The 18190-nt window shown below is 73.1% G+C and carries 18 protein-coding genes and 3 riboswitches; of the genes, 14 read left to right on the top strand and 4 right to left on the bottom strand.

Going from position 1 to position 18190, the window contains the following annotated elements; translation table 11 throughout:
• From H537_RS40980 to H537_RS0103490, 4 genes are all read right to left on the bottom strand, one after another.
• Positions 1–945: an ABC transporter substrate-binding protein gene (locus tag H537_RS40980; RefSeq protein ID WP_310733007.1), complete on the bottom strand. Its 945-nt coding sequence runs from the start codon at positions 943–945 to the stop codon at positions 1–3.
• 281 nt (positions 946–1226) lie between these two features.
• The gene (locus H537_RS0103500) at positions 1227–1796 is read right to left on the bottom strand and encodes a bifunctional adenosylcobinamide kinase/adenosylcobinamide-phosphate guanylyltransferase (protein WP_028996779.1); all 570 of its coding nucleotides are present in this window, start codon (positions 1794–1796) and stop codon (positions 1227–1229) included.
• Positions 1793–3115, bottom strand: coding sequence for a cobyrinic acid a,c-diamide synthase CobB (locus H537_RS0103495; protein WP_051241765.1), 1323 nt, complete (start codon positions 3113–3115; stop codon positions 1793–1795). The genes H537_RS0103500 and H537_RS0103495 overlap by 4 nt, the downstream gene beginning before the upstream one ends.
• A gap of 14 nt (positions 3116–3129) precedes the next feature.
• A complete protein-coding gene (locus H537_RS0103490) occupies positions 3130–4998 on the bottom strand; it encodes a TonB-dependent receptor domain-containing protein (protein WP_028996777.1) in 1869 nt (622 codons plus the stop codon).
• A 75-nt stretch (positions 4999–5073) separates the two neighbouring features.
• Positions 5074–5337: riboswitch (cobalamin riboswitch) on the bottom strand.
• Between the two features lie 98 nt (positions 5338–5435).
• Positions 5436–5670, top strand: a riboswitch (cobalamin riboswitch).
• 309 nt (positions 5671–5979) lie between these two features.
• Here H537_RS0103490 and H537_RS0103485 point away from each other — a divergent pair.
• The 14 genes from H537_RS0103485 to H537_RS0103420 all read left to right on the top strand — a co-directional run bounded on the left by H537_RS0103485 (position 5980) and on the right by H537_RS0103420 (position 18179).
• Positions 5980–6624, top strand: coding sequence for an energy-coupling factor ABC transporter permease (locus H537_RS0103485; RefSeq protein ID WP_028996776.1), 645 nt, complete (start codon positions 5980–5982; stop codon positions 6622–6624).
• A gap of 23 nt (positions 6625–6647) precedes the next feature.
• Positions 6648–7460, top strand: a complete 813-nt coding sequence (gene cobM, locus H537_RS0103480; protein WP_051241698.1) for a precorrin-4 C(11)-methyltransferase — start codon at positions 6648–6650, stop codon at positions 7458–7460.
• On the top strand, positions 7457–8362 hold the full coding sequence (locus H537_RS0103475) for a sirohydrochlorin chelatase (protein ID WP_028996775.1): 906 nt from the start codon (positions 7457–7459) through the stop codon (positions 8360–8362). Before cobM ends, H537_RS0103475 begins: the two co-directional genes overlap by 4 nt.
• A complete protein-coding gene (locus H537_RS0103470; protein ID WP_028996774.1) occupies positions 8359–9042 on the top strand; it encodes a precorrin-8X methylmutase in 684 nt (227 codons plus the stop codon). Before H537_RS0103475 ends, H537_RS0103470 begins: the two co-directional genes overlap by 4 nt.
• Positions 9043–9079: 37 nt before the next feature.
• On the top strand, positions 9080–10189 hold the full coding sequence (locus tag H537_RS0103465; protein WP_028996773.1) for a cobalt-precorrin-5B (C(1))-methyltransferase: 1110 nt from the start codon (positions 9080–9082) through the stop codon (positions 10187–10189).
• Positions 10179–11492 carry a bifunctional cobalt-precorrin-7 (C(5))-methyltransferase/cobalt-precorrin-6B (C(15))-methyltransferase gene (locus H537_RS0103460; protein ID WP_043458123.1) on the top strand — a complete coding sequence of 438 codons (1314 nt, stop codon included), beginning with the start codon at positions 10179–10181 and terminating at the stop codon, positions 11490–11492. Before H537_RS0103465 ends, H537_RS0103460 begins: the two co-directional genes overlap by 11 nt.
• On the top strand, positions 11489–12316 hold the full coding sequence (gene cobI / locus H537_RS0103455) for a precorrin-2 C(20)-methyltransferase (RefSeq protein ID WP_028996771.1): 828 nt from the start codon (positions 11489–11491) through the stop codon (positions 12314–12316). The genes H537_RS0103460 and cobI overlap by 4 nt, the downstream gene beginning before the upstream one ends.
• Complete coding sequence (locus tag H537_RS0103450) at positions 12313–13062, top strand: cobalamin biosynthesis central domain-containing protein (protein ID WP_028996770.1); 750 nt, start codon at positions 12313–12315, stop codon at positions 13060–13062. Before cobI ends, H537_RS0103450 begins: the two co-directional genes overlap by 4 nt.
• The gene (locus tag H537_RS0103445; RefSeq protein WP_028996769.1) at positions 13059–13466 is read left to right on the top strand and encodes a cobalamin biosynthesis protein; all 408 of its coding nucleotides are present in this window, start codon (positions 13059–13061) and stop codon (positions 13464–13466) included. The genes H537_RS0103450 and H537_RS0103445 overlap by 4 nt, the downstream gene beginning before the upstream one ends.
• Positions 13467–13477: 11 nt before the next feature.
• A complete protein-coding gene (gene cobJ / locus H537_RS40975) occupies positions 13478–14500 on the top strand; it encodes a precorrin-3B C(17)-methyltransferase (RefSeq protein WP_084150409.1) in 1023 nt (340 codons plus the stop codon).
• Between the two features lie 12 nt (positions 14501–14512).
• A complete protein-coding gene (locus tag H537_RS0103435) occupies positions 14513–14860 on the top strand; it encodes a (2Fe-2S) ferredoxin domain-containing protein (RefSeq protein ID WP_028996768.1) in 348 nt (115 codons plus the stop codon).
• Between the two features lie 69 nt (positions 14861–14929).
• Positions 14930–15165, top strand: a riboswitch (cobalamin riboswitch).
• A 62-nt stretch (positions 15166–15227) separates the two neighbouring features.
• Entirely contained in the window at positions 15228–17333 is a 2106-nt protein-coding gene (locus tag H537_RS40970) for a TonB-dependent receptor (RefSeq protein ID WP_043458122.1), read from the top strand.
• A gap of 46 nt (positions 17334–17379) precedes the next feature.
• Positions 17380–17844 (top strand): hypothetical protein, encoded by a 465-nt coding sequence (locus H537_RS0103425; RefSeq protein ID WP_028996767.1) that lies wholly within the window; start codon positions 17380–17382, stop codon positions 17842–17844.
• Positions 17841–18179, top strand: coding sequence for a DUF2149 domain-containing protein (locus tag H537_RS0103420; RefSeq protein ID WP_238446594.1), 339 nt, complete (start codon positions 17841–17843; stop codon positions 18177–18179). Before H537_RS0103425 ends, H537_RS0103420 begins: the two co-directional genes overlap by 4 nt.
• The last annotated feature ends 11 nt before the right edge of the window (positions 18180–18190 follow it).

Raw genomic sequence — 18190 nt, 5'->3', positions numbered from 1 at the left:
TCAGCTCCGGCCCAGCCGCGCCAGGCAGTCGGCCAGCACATTGGCGGCCTCGCCCAGGCGCGGGCCCGGGCGCACCAGCATGTCGTACTGCGCCGTCTCGAAGCCGCAGCGGCGGTCGTTGCGGATCGCCGCCAGCGCGCCCCAGCCCGGACGGTCGGCCATGCCCGCCTGCTCGCGCTTGGGGCCCATGATCAGGTCCGGTTGCGCGCGCACCACGAACTCCGGGTTCAGCTTCGGGAACGGGCCCATGGTGGAAGGCACGATGTTCGACATGCCCAACCGCACCAGCGTCTGCCCGATGAAGGAGCTGGCGCCGGCCGCGTAGGGGCCGCCGCCGATCTCGAAGTACACGCGCTGCCCACGCATGGAGGCCGGCACGCGGCGCGCGGCGATCTCCAGATCCTGTTCGATGCGCGCCCACACGCGCTGCACCTCGGCCGGCGTGCCCAGCAGCCGCGCCACCACCTCCAGGTTGCGCCGCACGTCGGCATGGGTTTCGGAGTGCAGGCGCACCACGCGCAGGCCCAGCGCTTCGAGCCGGTCCAAGGAGCGCGCCGACGGCGCGGCCAGCACGACGTCGGGCCTGAGCGCGGCGATGGCCTCGATCTGGGCGTCCTCCATGCCGCCCAGGCGCGGCAGCTTGGCCAGCTCCGCCGGCCAGTCGGAGTAGCGGTCCACGCCCACCAGCCGCGCCCCGCCGCCCAGCGCCCACACGCTCTCGGTCAGCGAGGGCCGCAGCGAGACGATGCGCCGCGGCGGCTCGCTGAATCGGTGTTCCTGGCCGCGGTCGTCGCGCAGGACCAGGGGCTCAGCAGCCGCGGGCAGCGCGGCCAGCGTGGCCGTGAAGGCCAGGACGGACAGAAATGCGCGGCGGGCGCGGCTGCGTCTTGTCTTCGACGGTGGATTGGATGGGTCGCTGGCCAGAAGCTGATGGGCTTCGCCCACTACTTCCTCATTCCCGCGAAGGCGGGAATCCAGGCGGCCCCACGCCAGCACGCCAGTGGGCAAGCGGGCGCACCAACGCCAAACACGCTGGAGCGCCGGCCGGCCGGCCTCGGGCTGACTTGGGGACCGCCTGGATTCCCGCCTTCGCGGGAATGACGGAGTGGGGTGCGCAACACCCTGGCTGACGGGGTGCGGCGACGCACCGACCGTCCCCGAACTGCACTGCACCGTCGTGGTCATGAGGACGCCTTGCTCCAGGCCGTTGCCCAACGCACCGCACTTCATCGCCCACCCTTCACGCTCATCTCGCACCCCGCCACCATCAGCGTCACGCGCCCGCACAGCGCGGCCACGCGCTGGTGCAGCAGCCCCAGCGCGTCGAGGAAGGCACGCGTCTCGCGGCCCAGCGGCATCACGCCCAGGCCGATCTCGTTGGACACCAGCACCACCGGCGACACGCATTCGCGCAGCGCCTGCAGCAGCGCCTCTTCGCGCGCGCGCCAGCCCGCCTCGTCCAGCGCCACGCCGCCGGGCGGCATCAGGCACTGGGTGAGCCACAGCGTCAGGCAGTCCACCACCAGCAGCCGCTGCGGCAGCGCGTGCTGCCGGATCGCTGCCGGCAGCTCCACCGGCGCCTCCACGGTGGCGAGCGCGCCCACGCGCTCCGCCCGGTCCACGCGGTGGCGGCGGATGCGCTCGGCCATCTCGGCGTCGGCCGGCAGCGCGGTGGCGATCAGCGTCGCACTGCGCGCCGGGTCGGCCGTCAACCAGGCCTTGGCACGCAGCTCGGCCGTGCGCGACTTGCCACTTTTGGCGCCGCCAAGGATCAGCTCATGGGACAACGAATTCATGCCAAGGGCTCCGGGCAGAACAGCCGCGCCGCCAGCGCCGGCGACGATGGGAACCAGGGATGGAACCAGCTCGCGCGCAGGCTGCCGCTCACGTACACCGGCTCGCCGGCGCCGGCCGCCGCGCCGCGCGCGGACTCGGTCATGAAGGCCGGCGCCAGCGCCGTCTCGAAGCGCGACCAATGAAAACTGTGGCCGCGCAGCTCCTCGCCGCCCAGCGCCAGCCGGTGCGGGCCCAGTGCCGCCAGCCGCCGGCCCAGCACGGCCGTGCCGGGCAGCAGGCCCCACAGCGCGTGGCCTTGGCCCTGCTTGTCCACCAGGGTTTCGGCCAGGGCCATCATCCCGCCGCACTCGGCCCACAGCGGGCGCCCGGCGAGGACGTGGGCCACGATCTGCTCGCGCAGGTCCACGCGCGCGGCCAGCGCCTCGGCATGCAGCTCGGGATAGCCGCCGGGCAGCCACAGCGCGTCGCACGCGGGCAGCGCATGGCCGGCCAGCGGCGAGAAGAACACCAGCTCTGCCCCCATCGCGCGCAGCAGCGCCACGTTGGCGGGGTAGATGAAGGCAAAGGCGGCGTCGCGCGCCACGGCGATGCGCCGGCCGGCCAGCAGCGGCGGCACGCTCGCGACGGCGTCCGCCCCCGGCGCCTGCCAGCGCGGCCAGTTGCCCAAGGCACGCTGCCCCAGCGGCGTGGCCGCCAGCGCGTCGGCCGCGCGGTCCAGGCGCGCCAGGGCATCGGGCAGCTCGCCCGCCTGTTGCAGCCCCAGGTGCCGCTCGGGCAGGGACAGGCCCTCATCGCGCGCAAGGTGGCCCAGCCAACCGGCCTCGGGGTCCAGCGCCTCCTGCAGCATGGCCGCATGGCGCGCGCTGCCCACGCGGTTGGCCAGCACGCCGGCCCAAGGCAGGCCCGGGCGCCAGGTGCGAAGACCATGCGCCACGGCGCCGAAGGTGCCGGCCATGGCGCTGGCGTCGATCACGGCCAGCACCGGGATGCCGAAGCGCCGCGCCAGGTCGGCGGCGCTGGGCTGGCCGTCGAAGAGGCCCATGACGCCTTCGACGATCAGCAGGTCCGCCTCGCGCGCGGCCGCGGCCAGGCGCGCGGCGCAGTCGGCCTCGCCGTTGATCCACAGGTCCAGCGAGTCCACCGGCGCGCCGGAGGCCAGGGCCAGCCACTGCGGATCGAGGAAATCGGGGCCGCACTTGAAGGCCCGCACGCGCGCGCCGGCCCGGGCATGCAGCCGCGCCAGCGCCGCCGCCACGGTGGTCTTGCCCTGGCCGGAGGCGGGGGCGGCAATCAGGACGGCGGCGGGTGCGTGGCTCATGGCGGCCCCGGCGCTCACTGCTGCGTCCAGCGCAGCGACACCAGCAGCGTGCGGCCCGCGGTGCCGTAGAAGCGCGCCGTCTCGTAGGCCTTGTCGGCCAGGTTGTCCACGCGCGCCTGCAGCTCCAGGCCGGGGACCAGCGAGCGGCTGGCCACGAGGTTGAACAACGTGAAGCCCCCCAGGCGCTGGAGGTTGTCCTCCTTGTCGAAGCGTGCTCCCACCGTCTGCACCTCCGCGCCCAGGTTCCAGCCGCCCCAGGCCGTGTCGGCGCCCAGGGTCGCCACCTGTTTCGCACGCCGTGCCAACTGCCTGCCCGTGTCCTGGTTGGTGGGGTTGTTGAGGTCCAGCGAGCCGCGCAGCGACATGCCGGCCAGGCGCGTGCGGCCGTCCAGCGTCAGGCCCTCAAGACGTGCGCTGCCGACGTTCGCATAGCAGCTCGTCTTGTTGGGACAGGGGCCCGCACCGCCGAAGTTGATGAGGTTGTCCACGTCGTTGCGCCACACCGTGGCGCCCGCTTCGCTGCCGCCCTCGGCCCAGCGCAGGCCCAGCTCCACGTTGTGGCCGCTCTCGGGCACCAGCGTGGACACGCCGTAGGGCCCGAAGCGCTGGTACAGCGTCGGCACGCGGAAGGTGGTCGCCGCGGAGGCGCTGGCACGCCACTGCGGCGCGAAGCGCCAGCCCCAGGCCAGGCTGCCGGTGCTCTTGCCGCCGAACTCGCTGTCGTGGTCGTGGCGCGCATGCACCTGCAGCGAGTGCGCCCCGAAGTCGCCGCGCCAGCCCGCCATCACGCCGTTCTGGAAGCGCCCGTCGCGCAGCACGGGCATGACTTTGGTGGTGGGCGACACCAGGTCCAGCTTGTCCTCGCGCCGCTCCACCGCCACCGTCACGCGCTGCGAGCCCAGGCGCAGCTCGTGCTGCGCCAGGAAGTCGCGCAACGTGGTCTCGGCCCGGTAGTAGCTCGGCTGCAACTCGTAGACGCTGTTGGTCTCGCCCAGCTGCACCCGGCTCTCCGAAGTCTCGGACCAGCGGCCCTGCCAGCTGAGGGCGGCGGTGCGCAGCTCGTGGCGGGCAACGTCGTCCAGGGTCTTGCTGGCGTCGTAGCCCGCGCGCACGTGGCTGCCCTGCAGCGTGGCATCCAGGCGGTGGCCGGGCGCGAAGGCCCAGCCCACGCGGGCCAGCAGCGAGCCGCGCTGCCAGCCGTCGGCATCGGGGTTGGAGCCCGCGTCGGTCTTGGCGCTGAAGCCGTCGCTGCGGCCATGCGAAGCCGACAGCGAGTAGTCGACGGCCCCGTCCCCGCCGCTGAGGCTCACCTGCCCCTGGCGCGTGTTGTAGGTGCCCGCGGACAGCGACGCCGAGGCCCGCATCGGGCCCGCGCCGCGCTTGGTGAAGAGCTGCACCACGCCGCCGATGGCGTCCGAGCCGTACACCGCCGCGCCGGGGCCGCGCAGCACCTCGATGCGCTCGATCTGCTCGATGGGGATCTGCTCCCACATCGCGCCGCCGCTGGTCTGGGAGTCCACCCGCACGCCGTCGAGGTAGACCGCGACCTGCCGGTTCTCGGCGCCGCGGATGTACACGCTGGTGTTGTTCCCCACGCCGCCGTTGCGGCTGATCTGAACCCCCGGCTGCCGCGCCAGCAAGTCCGCCACGCTGAACACGCCGGCGCGCTCGATCTCGTCGCGCTCGATCACGGACACGTCGGCCAGCACCGAGGAGCGCGGCTGCGGGCTGCGCGTGGCGCTCACCACGACGGCCTCCATGGGCTGGGTGGAGGCCAGGGCCACCATCTGGTCCTGCGCCATCGCGGCCACGGGCACCAGGGACAGCACGCCGGCGGCGCGCGCGAGGGAGCGAGCCGGGCGGCTCTTGCGGGAGAGGGACATGGAAACGTCAACAGGAACACATCGCGCGCAGCCACTTCCCCGCAGCCGCGCACCTCACGACGCCGCGCGCTTTCGCGCGGCATCACCTCGTTGGCCGGTATCCGGGCTGGCGGAGACGACCCATGTGCCCTTCCCAGGCATGCAGCGCGCACCAGAGGCGGCGCCAGAGGCCCAGTGGATTCGACACGAGTTGAGGAAAGTTGAATCCTCGTCCGCTTACCGTTGCGGGGGCAGCTCAGGTTGCGGGCGTGACGTCAAATCGCCACGGGCCCGTCCTGATTCCCGTTGAACTGTCCCGGCCAGGCGGCCGGGACGAGCACCAACGGCGCGCATCATAGCCGCTCGGCTCCCACGCTCCGCTCAGCGGCAGCCCGTACCGAGCGGTCATGCCATACAGGATGCGCGCTCAACTTCCATCGACATTCGGCTCTAGGCCTATAGAATCCGGCCGCGTTGGTGCTCGGACCGGTGTTCCGCCGGTCCGGTTAAACGGGAATCAGGAAGGGCCGCCGCCACGCGGCACCCCAGCCTGAGCTGCCCCCGCAACGGTCAACGGCCGAGGCGTCATGTGACGCCTCATCCGGGTCCTCGCCCACTGGAAGCTGCCGCTTCCGGGAAGGGTTCCCCGGACGTGCCGCCAGCCCGGATACCGGCCAACGAGGAGCCGCAACCGCCATGGCGGGCGCGGCGTGTCAGCTCGGGGCCTGCGGGGTAAGCAGGGCCCGGCACCGTTGCTTCGAGTTCCCATGCTCACTGCCTTGCTGCGCCCGTCCGGCGCCGGTAGCACCCCTGCGCGGCCGGTGGCCGCCGCCCCGTGCCGCGCGCACGGCGGCAGCACTGCGCCCACACCCGCTGTTCCCCCCGTTCCTGGCTGCAGACCCGGTCTGCGCGTCCTCGCCTGATCCCCGCGCAGCCCCGGCGCGGTGGCCCGGGGCTGGGCGCCTGAACCGCCACCGAGAAACCCAAGCAGAAGGAACTCCCATGCACATCGAACCCGGCCTGCTGGCCCAGGACAAGCTGCTGTTCGCCAATGCCGCCGCCGTGGCGGTGCTCGCCGCGCACGCGCCGGCACTGGCGCGCCGCCCCGCGCTGTGGCTGCGCACGGCCATTGCCGCCCTCTTCTTCTCGGTACTGATGCAGAGCTTCCACCTCAAGGCCGGGCCCTCGGAGCTGCACCTGATCGGCGCCATGCCGATGTACCTGCTGCTGGGCTACGTGCCCACGCTCTTCGGCTTCGCCGCCGGGCTGCTGCTGCAGGGCCTGCTGTTCGAGCCGCAGGACCTGGCGCACCTGGCCGTCAACGCGCTGTCGCTGATCGTGCCGCTGATGGTGGTGCAGCACACGCTGGGCCGCGCCGCCGCGGGCGCGGCGCAAGCCGGCCTGCGCCGCATCGTGCGCCTGGACGCCGCCTACTACGCCGGCGTGACGCTGATGGTGGGCTTCTGGCTGGCACTAGGCGAGCAGGCCACCGCGCTGTCCGACTGGGCCGTGTTCGCCGCCTCCTACCTGGGCGTAGCCGCGCTGGAGCCGGTGTTCACCTGGGGCCTGCTGCGCCTGGTGTCCACGGTGCGCGCGCAGGCCTGGGCCCGCGCCTGCCTGGACGAGCGCCTGACGGCAGCGGCCTGAGCGCGCGCACGGACACCCCCGCGATGACGACGCAAGGCACCGTCTGGTTCGTGGGCGCCGGTCCCGGCGACCCCGAGCTCATCACCGTCAAGGGCCGCTCGCTGATCGAGCGTGCCGGGGCGATCCTGTTCGCGGGCTCGCTGGTCAACGAGGCGGCCACGCGCTGGGCGCCCGCGGGCTGCGAGATCGCCGACAGCAAGGACATGACGCTGGAGCAGATGGCCGCCTGGCTCATCGAGCACGCCGCGCGCCACGCCACCGTGGTGCGGCTGCAGACCGGCGACCCGGCCCTCTACGGCACGCTCATCGAGATGGTGCAGCCGCTGGACGCCGCCGGCATCCCGGTGGCGGTGGTGCCGGGCGTGTCCTCCGCCATGGCCTCGGCAGCGGCGGCCGTCGAGAGCTTCACGCTGCCGGAAGTCACGCAGACAACGATCTTCACGCGCGTCGAGGGCCGCACGCCCATGCCCGAAGGCGAGTCGCTGCGCGAGCTGGCGGCCCACCGCTGCACGCTGTGCATCTTCCTGTCCATCACGCTGCTGCACAAGGTCGAGGCCGGGCTGCGCGCCGCGGGCTGGAGCGAGGACGCGCCGGTGCTGGTGGTGCACAAGGCGAGTTGGCCGGGCGAGGAGCGCATCGTGCGCGGCACGCTGGCCACCATCAAGCAGCTGTGCCGCGACGCCGGCATCGTCAGCCAGGCCATGGTCATCGCCAGCCCCACGCTGGGCGCGCGCCACTGGAGCGAGCTCGCGCGCTCGCGCCTGTACGACCCGAGCTTCACCCACCGTTTCCGCCGGGCCAGCACGCCCGGCACGCCTGCCCCGGAGGCCCCATGACCGACACCATCCTGCTCGTGGGCCACGGCTCGCGCGAAGACAGCGGCAACCAGGAGATCCGCGAGTTCGTGCGGCTCTGGCGCGAGCGCCAGCCGCACTGGCGCATCGAGGTCTGCTTCATCGAGTTCGCGCCGCCCTCGCTGCACGACGGCCTGCTGGCCGCGGCGCACGGCGCCCGCCGCGTGCTGGTGCTGCCGCTGATCCTCAACGCTGCAGGCCACGTGAAGATGGAGATCCCCGAGGCCATCGAGCACGCGCGCGCGCACTGCCCGGACACCGAGTTCCTGTACGGGCCGCACCTCACGGCTTGCGACCCGATCCTGGCCATCCTCAAGCGCCGGCTGCGCAAGGCCATGGCCTCGCTCGACATGCCCGATCCCACCACCACCGGCGTGGTGCTGCTGGGCCGCGGCTCCTCCGACCGCGCCGCCAACGGCGACATGGCGAAGATGGCGCGCTGGCTGCAGGAAGAGAGCGACCACGAGCTGGTGGAGCTGGCCTTCACCGGCATCACCTGGCCGCGCCTGGAACGCGTGGTGCAGCGCCACGCGCTGCTGGGCATGCGCCAGGTGGTGGTGCTGCCCTACTACCTCTACACCGGCACGCTGATGCAGCGCATCCACCGCCAGGTCGAGCACCTGCGGGCGCAGTACCCGCAGCTGCGCTTCGCCGGCGGCACGCACTTCGGCTTCGAGCAGGAGATCTTCGAGCTGCTGGAGCAGCGCGTGGCGGCACTGCGCGAGGGCCAGCCGCAGGCCGCGCTGCCCTGCGACGGCTGCCGCTACCGCGAGATCGCGCACGACCTGGGCCACGGGCATTCGCACGAGCACACCCACGCGGCGCCTGGCGCGCACCCCCATGGCCACGACCACCACCACGCGCCCGCGGAGGCCACGGCATGAGCAGCGTCAATACCGTCACCGAGCAGCTCACGCGCGCGGGCCAGGCCATCGAGCACGACAGTTTCGCGATCATCGACGCGGAGGCCGGCGCCCATGCCTACACGGCCGCGCAGTGGCCGGTGGTGCGGCGCATGATCCACGCCAACGCCGACTTCGAGTTCAACGGCCTGACGGACTTCCATCCCGACGCGGTGGAAGCCGGCATCCAGGCCCTGCTGCACGGCCCCACCGCCCTGGTGGCCGACGTGGAGATGATCTGCTCGGGCCTGTCGCAGCCGCGCCTGGCGCACTTCGGCGTGCGCACGCACCAGTTCATCAGCGACCCGGACGTGATCGAGGCTGCCCGGGCCGAGGACACCACGCGCGCCGTGCAGGCCATGCGCAAGGCCGCGCGGCTGGGGCTGCTGCAGGGCGCCATCGTGGGCATCGGCAACGCGCCCACGGCACTGATCGAGCTGGTGCGCCTGATCCGCGAGCAGGGACAGCGCCCCGCGCTGGTGGTGGGCATGCCGGTGGGCTTCGTCTCGGCGGCCGAGTCCAAGGCGCTGATGGCCGAGGTTAGCGACGTGCCGTGGATCGTGATCCGCGGCCGCAAGGGCGGCTCCACGCTGGTGGTGGCGGCCATCCACGCGCTGCTGGCGCTGGCCGAGGCGCGCCAGCGCGCGGCGCAGGCGGCCTGAGCGCCCGGCCCCGACGCATCCCCGGAGGAGCCCGGCCATGATGGAAAAGACCGTCAAGCGCGGCATCCGCACCGGCTTCACCACCGGCGCCTGCGCCGCCGCGGCGGCGCGCGCCGCGGTGGAGGGCCTGGTGCGGGGCGAGGTGCCCGCGCAGATGGAATCGCTGCTGCCCAACGGGCAGCGCGTGCGCTTCGACGTGCACGACGGCCGCTGCGACGCCACGCAGGCCCACGCGATGGTGGTGAAGTTCGCCGGCGACGACCCGGACTGCACCGACGGCGCGCACCTCACGGCCGACGTGTTGCGGCTGCCCGGCGCGGCCGGGCGCTTCGTGCTGCAGGGCGGCCCGGGCGTGGGCACGGTGACGCTGCCGGGGCTGGGCCTGGACGTGGGCGGCCCGGCCATCAACCCGGTGCCGCGCCGCAACATCGAGGACAACGTGCGTGAGGCCGGCGCGGCGCTGCTGGCGCACGACGGCCTGGCCGTGACCATCTCGGTGCCGCAGGGCGTGGAGATGGCACGCAAGACGCTCAACGCGCGGCTGGGCATCCTGGGCGGCATCTCGATCCTGGGCACCACGGGCATCGTCAAGCCCTACAGCACCGCGGCCTACCGCGCCAGCGTGGTCCAGGGCGTGGAAGTCGCGGCCACCACCGGCGCCGGCACCGTGGTGCTGACCACCGGCGGGCGCACCGAGAAGTTCGCCTTCGCGGAGCTGCCCGGGCTGCCCGAGGCCTGCTTCGTGCAGATGGGCGACTTCCTGCGCTATGCGCTGGACACGGCCGTGGCCGTGGGCCTGCAGCGCGTGGTGATCGGCGGCATGGTGGGCAAGCTGACCAAGATCGCGCAGGGCGAGACCATCACCCATGCCAACCGCGCCGAGGTGGACACCGCACTGCTGGCCGAGATCGCCGCCGGCGTGGGCGCCCCGGCCGAGGAGTGCGCCGCGATCGCCGCGGCCGAGACGGCGCGCTTCGCCGCCGAGCGCATGCAGGCGCTGGGGCTGCTGGAGACCTTCCACGCGGCCCTGGCGCGCAAGGTGGTCCAGACCGTGACCGCACGCTACCCGGGCCGCTTCCGGCTCGACGTGCTGGTCTGCGATTTCGACGGAAAAAAGATTGCGGAGGCATCGTCCCATGCCGAATGACTTCCTGGAACCGGCCCCGCGCCCGCCGCGCTGCCGCATCGTGGGCGTGCTCGACGACGGCGCCGCCGGCCTGGGCGCCGCGGCGCTGAAGGCGCTGGCCGAGGCCGAGCTCGTGATCGGCGCCCGGCGCACGCTGGCGCTGCTGGAGGCGCGGCTGAACCCCGAGGCCGAGCGGCGCGAGCTGGGCGGCCTGTCGGCCGTGGTGGAGGACGTGCGCGCGGCACAGGCCGCGGGCCGGCGCTGCGTGGTGCTCGCCACCGGCGACCCGCTGTGCCACGGCATCGCGGGCACGCTGGCGGCGCGGCTGTGCCTGGAGGCCATCGAGGTGCTGCCCAACCTCTCGACCATCCAGCTCGCCTGCGCGCGCGTGGGGCTGGTGTGGCAGGACCTCAAGATCGTGAGCATCCACGCCCGGGACGCGGGCGAGTGGCAGCCTGGCGCCGACCCGCGCCACGGCCTGTACGCCCTTGCGCAGGCGCTGCGCCGGCATGAGCGGCTGGCGGTGCTGACCAGCCCGGACAACACGCCCGACCGCGTCGCGCGGCTGCTGCTGGCCGAGGGGCTGCAGGACGATTTCCAGATGGCCGTGGCCGAGCGGCTGCTGCAGGCCGAGGAGCGCGTCGTCAGCGGGCTGAGCGTGGCCGAGGCCGCGCGGCAGCGCTTCGCCGACCCCAACGTGCTGCTGCTGTGGCGCAGCGCACCGCGGCCGGCGCCGGTGCGCTTCGGGCTGCCGGACGCCGCCTTCGAGCAGCGCCAGCCCGACAAGGGGCTGATCACCAAGCACGAGGTGCGGGCGGTGTCGCTGGCGCGGCTGCAGTTGCGCGAGCACAGCATCGTCTGGGACATCGGCGCGGGCTCGGGCTCGGTGGGGCTGGAGGCAGCGAGGCTGTGCCCGGCCGGCCACGTCTATGCCATCGAGAAAAATGCCGAGGACGTGGAGATTGCCGGGCGCAACCGCTGCGCCTTCGGCGTGTCGAACCACACGCTGGTGCACGGCAAGGCGCCCGAAGGGCTGGACGGCTGGCTGGACCCGGACGCCGTGTTCATCGGCGGCTCCGGCGGCGAGCTGGCCGGGCTGATCGCGCTGTGCCTGCGGCGGCTCAAGCCCGGCGGCACGCTGGTGATGAACTTCGTGACCCTGGAGAACCTGGCCACCGCCACCGAGGCGCTGCGCGCCGCCGGCGCGGCCTGGGACGTGACGATGCTGCAGGCCTCGCGCAGCAAGCCCATCCTGCACATGCACCGCATGGCGGCGGAGAACCCGGTGTGGATCGTGTGCGCACGCGCTGGAGAAGCGGCATGAACGACAACGACAAGCCGGCCGCGCTGGGGCGCCTCATCGGCCTGAGCCTGGGCCCGGGCGACCCGGGGCTGATCACGCGCGCGGCCTGGGCGCAGCTGCAACGCCGCGACGCGCTGTGGACCTATCCGCAGCGCAGCACCAGGACGCCGAGCTACGCCTTCGACATCGTGCAGCGCGCGGGCCTGCAGCCGCCCGGCGCGCACCTGGCGCTGCTGTTCCCGATGACGCACGACGAGGAGAAGCTGGTGCGCAGCTGGCAGCGCGCGGCCGATGCGGTGCTGCCCACGCTGCGCGCCGGGCAGGACGTGCTGTTCCTGGTCGAAGGCGACGCCAGCACCTACGCCACCTTCGGGCACCTGGCGCGCACGGTGCGGGCGCTGGAGCCGGCCGTCCAGGTGGACACCCTGGCGGGCGTCAACGCCTTCGTCGCCGCGGCGGCCACGCTGGGGCGGCCGCTGTCGGAGCAGGACGACACCATCGCCGTCGTGCCCGCGGCCTATGGCGTCACGGCGGTGGACCGGCTGCTGGCGGACTTCGACACGTTGGTGCTGCTGAAGGTCAAGCCGCTGATGGACGAGCTGATCGACTGGCTGGAGCGCCGCGGCCTGCTGGCCGGCACGGCCTTCATCGAGCGCTGCGGTGCGCCCGACGAGCGCGTGCTGCGTGGCGATGAAATCCTGTCGCTGCGCGGGCAGAAGGTGAGCTACCTGTCGCTGATGCTGGTGCACAACCCGCACCGCGTTCGCGGCGAGCGCGTGCGCGGCTGCCTGAAGAAGAGCGGCCCGGCGCCGCAGCAACCCGTGTTGGAAAGCATCGAGCAATGAGCCGTACCGATCCCCGCCTGGCCATCGTCGCCATCACGAAGCACGGCGCGCAGCAGGCCGCCGAGCTGGCCGCGAAGCTGCCGCACGCCTATGTCGTATGCAGCGAGAAATTCGCGCCGGCCTTTGCCGGGCTCGCCAACCCGGTGCGGGCCTACGCGGGCGCGTTGCGCGACGAGATCGGCGCGCTGTTCGAGGGCTACGACCAGCTGGTGTTCTTCGTCTCGCTGGGCGCGGTGGTGCGGCTGATCGCGCCGCATTTGAAGTCCAAGGACGAGGACCCGGGCGTGACGGTGGTGGACGACGCCGGGCGCTACGCCATCCCCGTGCTCTCGGGCCACGTGGGCGGCGCCAACGCCTGCGCCGAAGAGATCGCCGCGCTGCTGGGCGCCACGCCGGTACTGACCACCGCCTCGGACGTCGTGAAGACCATCCCCGTGGACATCCTCGGCCGCGAGCTGGGTTGGCGCGTGGAGGCGCCCAAGCTCAACGTCACGCGCGTGTCGGCGCACGTGGTCAACGGCGAGCCCATCGCCTTCGTGCAGGAAGCGGGCAGCGCGCACTGGTGGACGCGGCCCACGCCGCTGCCGCAGAACATCCACCGCTTCGGCCGCTTCGAGGAAGTGGACCTGGAGCGCTTCCGCGCCGTGCTGTGGGTGACGCGGCGCGAGGTGGCCCCGGCGCTGTGGAAGCAGCTCGACGAGCGCCTGGTGGTGTACCGCCCGCCGCAAGACGGTGCCACGGCATGAGGCCCGCGGGGCGGGTCGCGCTGGGGCTGGGCTGCGACCGCGGCACGCCGCTGCGGACCATCGAGGAGGCGGTGTCGCAGGCGCTGGCCCTGGCGGGCGCTGGCTGGGACGACGTGGCGGCGGCAGCCAGCATCGACCTGAAGGCCGACGAGGCCGGGCTGCTCGCGCTGGCCCGGCAACGCGGCTGGACGCTGCGCTTCCATGCCGCGGCGGCGCTGGCGCAGGTGCCGGTACCCAACCCCTCGGAGACCGTGCGCCGCTACACCGGCACGCCGTCGGTGAGCGAGGCCGCGGCGCTGCTGGCGGCCGGGGCCAGCATGCAGGCGCTGCTGGTCGAGAAGCACAAGCACCGCGGCCCGGACGGCCGCAACGCCACCGTGTCGGTGGCGCGCATGAACGAATGAAGGAACAAGCGATGAGCGAACTCGACAGCGGCACCGCCGTGGCCGCCGCAGCCCCGGGCACGCCCGGCGGCCGGATCACGCTCGTGGGCATCGGCCCCGGCAGCGTGGAGCACATGACGCAGCGCGCGCGCGAGGCCATCGCCGAAGCCGACGTGGTGGTGGGCTACGCGACCTACATCAAGCTGGTGGCCGACCTGCTGGAGGGCAAGGAGGTCGTGCGCAAGGGCATGACCGAGGAGCTGGACCGCGCCGTCCACGCGCTGGAGGCGGCCCGCCAGGGCAGGAAGGTGGCGCTGATCTCCTCCGGCGATGCGGGCGTGTACGGCATGGCCGGACCGACCTACGAGGTGCTGTTCCAGGCCGGCTGGACGCCCGACGACCCGGTGCAAGTCGAGATCGTCCCCGGCGCCTCCGCGCTCAATGCCTGCGCCGCGCTGGTGGGCGCGCCGCTGACGCACGACTTCTGCGCCATCTCGCTGAGCGACCTGCTCACGCCCTGGCCGGTGATCGCGCGGCGGCTCGATGCCGTGGCGCATGCGGACTTCGTGGTGGCGCTCTACAACCCCAAGAGCGGCCGGCGCACGCGGCAGATCGTGGAGGCGCAGCGGCTGTTCCTGCGCCACCGGCGGCCGGACACGCCCGTGGCGATCGTCAAGAGCGCGTACCGGCGGCGGCAGCACATCGAGCTCACGACGCTGAAGCGCATGTCCGAGCACGACATCGGCATGCTCAGCACGGTGCTCATCGGCAACAGCGCCACCTTCGTGCGCGACGGCCTGATGGTCACGCCGCGCGGCTACGCCAACAAGTACGACGCCGAGCAGGGCTTCGAGGCGCGCGAGGGCGAGAAGGCGGGCCGCTCGCTGAGCACGGGGCTGCTGGGCTGGCTGGAAACGCTGCAGGCGCAACATGCCGCCGGCCACACCGTGGCGGACCTGGCGCGGCTGCATGGGCTGCCGGCCGACTACATCGCCGCCACGCTGGCGGAGCCGGCGCAGGCCGAGGCGCCAGCCGCGGGCGAAGGCGAAGGCTGAAGGAGGCCGCACATGGACAACAACGACACCGTGGTGAAGCCCAAGATCGGCGCCTACCGCCGCCACCTGCTGATCTGCACCGGCCCGCGCTGCGCGCAGCAGGGCGAGTCGCAGGCGCTGTTCGACAGCCTGGGCGAGAAGTTCAAGGCCGCCGGGCTGGACCAGGGCGAGCTGCGCGTCAAGCGCAGCCGCGTGAGCTGCTTCGCCGCGTGCAAGGGCGGGCCGGTGATGTGCGTGCAGCCCGACGGCACCTGGTACTACAACGTCACGCCCGAAAACATGGACCGCATCATCGAGCGCCACCTGTGCGGCGGCGAGGTGGTGGAAGACCTGGTGTTCCACCAGGGGCCCGGCGCCTGAGCCACGCGCGGCGCTGCCAGTGCAGCATTGGATGACATCGCAACGCTTCGGGAAACGGCGCGCCGCCTCGGTAGAATCCCACCCGTTGGTGCTCGGACCGGTGTTCCGCCGGTCCGGTTAAACGGGAATCAGGAAGAGCAGCCGCACCGCGGCACTCCTGCCTGAGCTGCCCCCGCAACGGTCAACGGCCGAGGCTTCATCCGAAGCCTCATCCGGGTTCTCGCCCACTGGAAGCCACGCGCTTCTGGGAAGGGTTCCCCGGACGCGCCGCCAGCCCGGATACCGGCCAACGGGGAGCCGCGTGCGCGCGGCATGGTGCACGGTGGCCGCGGGGAGGCTGCCACCGGCGTTCAGTGCGTGTCAGCTCATGTCCCTTTCCCAGGCTTCGCGGCCCCTGCGCCGCGCCCAACGGCCCCTGCCGGCATTCGCTTGCGCCTGCCTTCTGGCACCCGCCTCGGCCCTGGCGGCCGACTCCGAAACCTCCGAGCCCCAGGCCGAAGTGCAGGCCGTGCGCGTCACGGCCCGCCACTACGACAACGCCGTGGGCGCCAGCGACGCGGCGTCGCAGGGCGTGATCCGCGCCGAGCTGCTCAAGAGCCGCCCGGCGCTGCGCCCGGGCGAGGTGCTGGAGTTCGTGCCTGGCGTGATCGTCACGCAGCACTCCGGCGACGGGAAGGCGAACCAGTATTTCCTGCGCGGCTTTAACCTGGACCACGGCACCGACTTCGCTACCACCGTCAACGGGCTGCCGGTGAACATGCCCACGCACGGCCACGGCCAGGGCTACGCGGACCTGAACTTCCTGATGCCCGAGCTGGTCGAGCGCATCGAGTACCGCAAGGGACCGTACGACGCGCAGGGCGGCGACTTCTCCGCCGCGGGCTCGGCCGACATCGCCTACCGCCGCACGCTGGACGCGCCCTTCGCCGCGATCACCATGGGCCAGCGCGGCTACCGTCGCGCCGTGACGGCCGGCTCCACCGAGGTCGGGCCGGGGCTGTCGCTGCTGGGCGCCGTCGAGCTGCTGTGCAACGACGGGCCGTGGACCGTGGCCGAGGGGCTGCACAAGGCCAACGGCGTGCTGACGCTCTCCGGCGGCGCCGCGGCGCAGGGCTTCAGCGCCAGCGTGATGCACTACGACGCGCACTGGACGGCAACGAACCAGGTGCCGCAGCGCCTCATCGACGCCGGCACCTATGACGGCCGCCCCTTCGGCCGCTTCGACTCGCTGGACCCGAGCGACGGCGGCAGCACGCGCCGCAGCAGCGTCTCCGGCGAATGGCACCGCCGCGGCGACGACGGCAGCGCCACGCGCGTGGCGGCCTACGCCATGAGCTACCGGCTGGCGCTGTTCTCCAACCACACCTACGCGCTGGAGCGCCCTGAAGGCGACCAGGCCGCGCAGCAGGACCGGCGCCAGGTCTACGGCTTCAGCAGCAGCCACGCCTTCAACCACGCGCTGGGCGGGCTGGCAGCGCGCAGCGAGTTGGGGCTGCAGCTGCGGCACGACCGCATCCGCGTCGGCCTGTTCGAGAGCGTGGCGCGCCAGCTCACGGCCACTGTGCGCGAGGACCGCGTGCGGCAGACGCAGCTCGGCCTCTACGGCCAGACCTCGGTGGAGGTCACGCCCTGGCTGCGCACCATCGCCGGCCTGCGCGCGGACCAGGCGCGCTTCGACGTGGACGGCCTCAGCAATGCCGCCAACTCCGGCCGCGCCTCGGCGCACCTGGTCTCGCCCAAGTTCTCGCTGATCCTCGGCCCGTGGCGGCAGACGGAACTCTTCTACAACGCCGGCCGCGGTTTCCACAGCAACGACGCGCGCGGCGCCACCGCGGCGGTGGACCCGGTGCCCGGGCTGGTCGCGGCGCGCGGCCAGGAGGTCGGGATGCGCACCGAGTGGCTGCCGGGGCTGCAAAGCTCGGTGGCGCTGTGGAAGCTGGACTTCGACTCCGAGCTGCTCTACGTGGGCGACAGTGGCACCACCGAACCCAACCGCCCCAGCCGCCGCCATGGCGTGGAGTGGAACAACCGCTGGATTCCCGCGCCATGGCTGCTGGTGGACGCGGACCTGGCGTGGTCGCACGCGCGCTTCACGGGCGCGGACCCGGAAGGCCTGGGCGACCGCATTCCCAACGCCGTGGGCCGCATCGCCTCGGTGGCGTTCACGCTGCGCGAGCTGGGCCCCTGGTCGGCCAGCCTGCAGTGGCGCTACCTGGGCAGCGCGCCGCTGGTCGAGGACGACAGCCTGCGCTCGCGCTCCTCGCTCACCGCCAACCTGCGCCTGAGCCGCCGCCTGGGCCGCGACAGCGAGCTGACGCTGGACGTGTTCAACCTGTTCGACCGGCGGGTCAACGACATCGAGTACGCCTACGACTCGCGTGCGCCCGCCGAGACCGCGCCCGTGACCGACCCGCGCCACGTGCACCCGGCCGAGCCGCGCACGCTGCGGCTCACGCTGCGCACCGCCTTCTGAGCGGCGCGCCGGCTCCTCCTCCTCCCCTGACTTCGACCCGCTGACCATGCTCGATACCGTCTTTTCCCAACTGGCCCAGTCGCTGCTGTGGCCGGTGCTGGTGCTGGTGGCGCTGGCCTTCGTCTACGCGCTGTGGACGGCTGGCGCCACCGTCATGGAGGCGTGGCAGCGCCGGCGCCGGCCGCAGTGGCGCGCGCTGGGCGACACCGGCGGGCTGTCGCTGGAGGAGCTGGAGCTGGCGGTGCTGCGCCGGCTGGAGCCGGCGCGGCTGCTGGGGCGGCTGAGCCCGATGCTGGGCCTCATCGCCACCATGATCCCGCTGGGCCCGGCCCTGCAGAGCGTGGCCGCCGGCCAGGCGCAGCAGGCGCTGCAGGTCTTCAGCGGCGCCTTCGCCGGCGTGGTGCTGGCGCTGGCGGCGGCGTCCATCGGGCTGACGGTGTACTCGGTACGCCGGCGCTGGCTGCTGGCCGAGCTGGTGGCCGAGCGGCGCGCGCGGGGAGTCGCCCTGTGAGGCCGGGGCGCGGCCCGGACATCCTGGGCGAGGACGACGACGACCCGATGCTCTCGGCCGTCAACCTGGTGGACGTGTTCCTGGTGCTGGTGGTAGCGCTGCTCACGGCCGTGGCGGCGCAGAGCTCGCGCTCGCAGGCGGCCGAGGCCACGCCGGTGACCAAGGCCGGCGAGGCCGACATGGAACTGGTCGTGCACGAGAACGGCCAGGCCGTGCGCTTCAAGGGCAGCGGCAGCGCCGGCGCCGCCGAGGGCAGCGAGCGCGCCGGGGTGGCGTACCGGCTCAAGGACGGGAGCATCGTGTACGTGCCGGAGGCTGCGGCCTCCGCGCCCTGAACGGAGCCCGG

This window comes from Azohydromonas australica DSM 1124 (genome assembly GCF_000430725.1).
Lineage (GTDB): Bacteria > Pseudomonadota > Gammaproteobacteria > Burkholderiales > Burkholderiaceae_C > Azohydromonas > Azohydromonas australica.
Note: the sequence above shows the minus strand (reverse complement) of the source record. Positions and strands in the feature narration are given on the sequence as shown.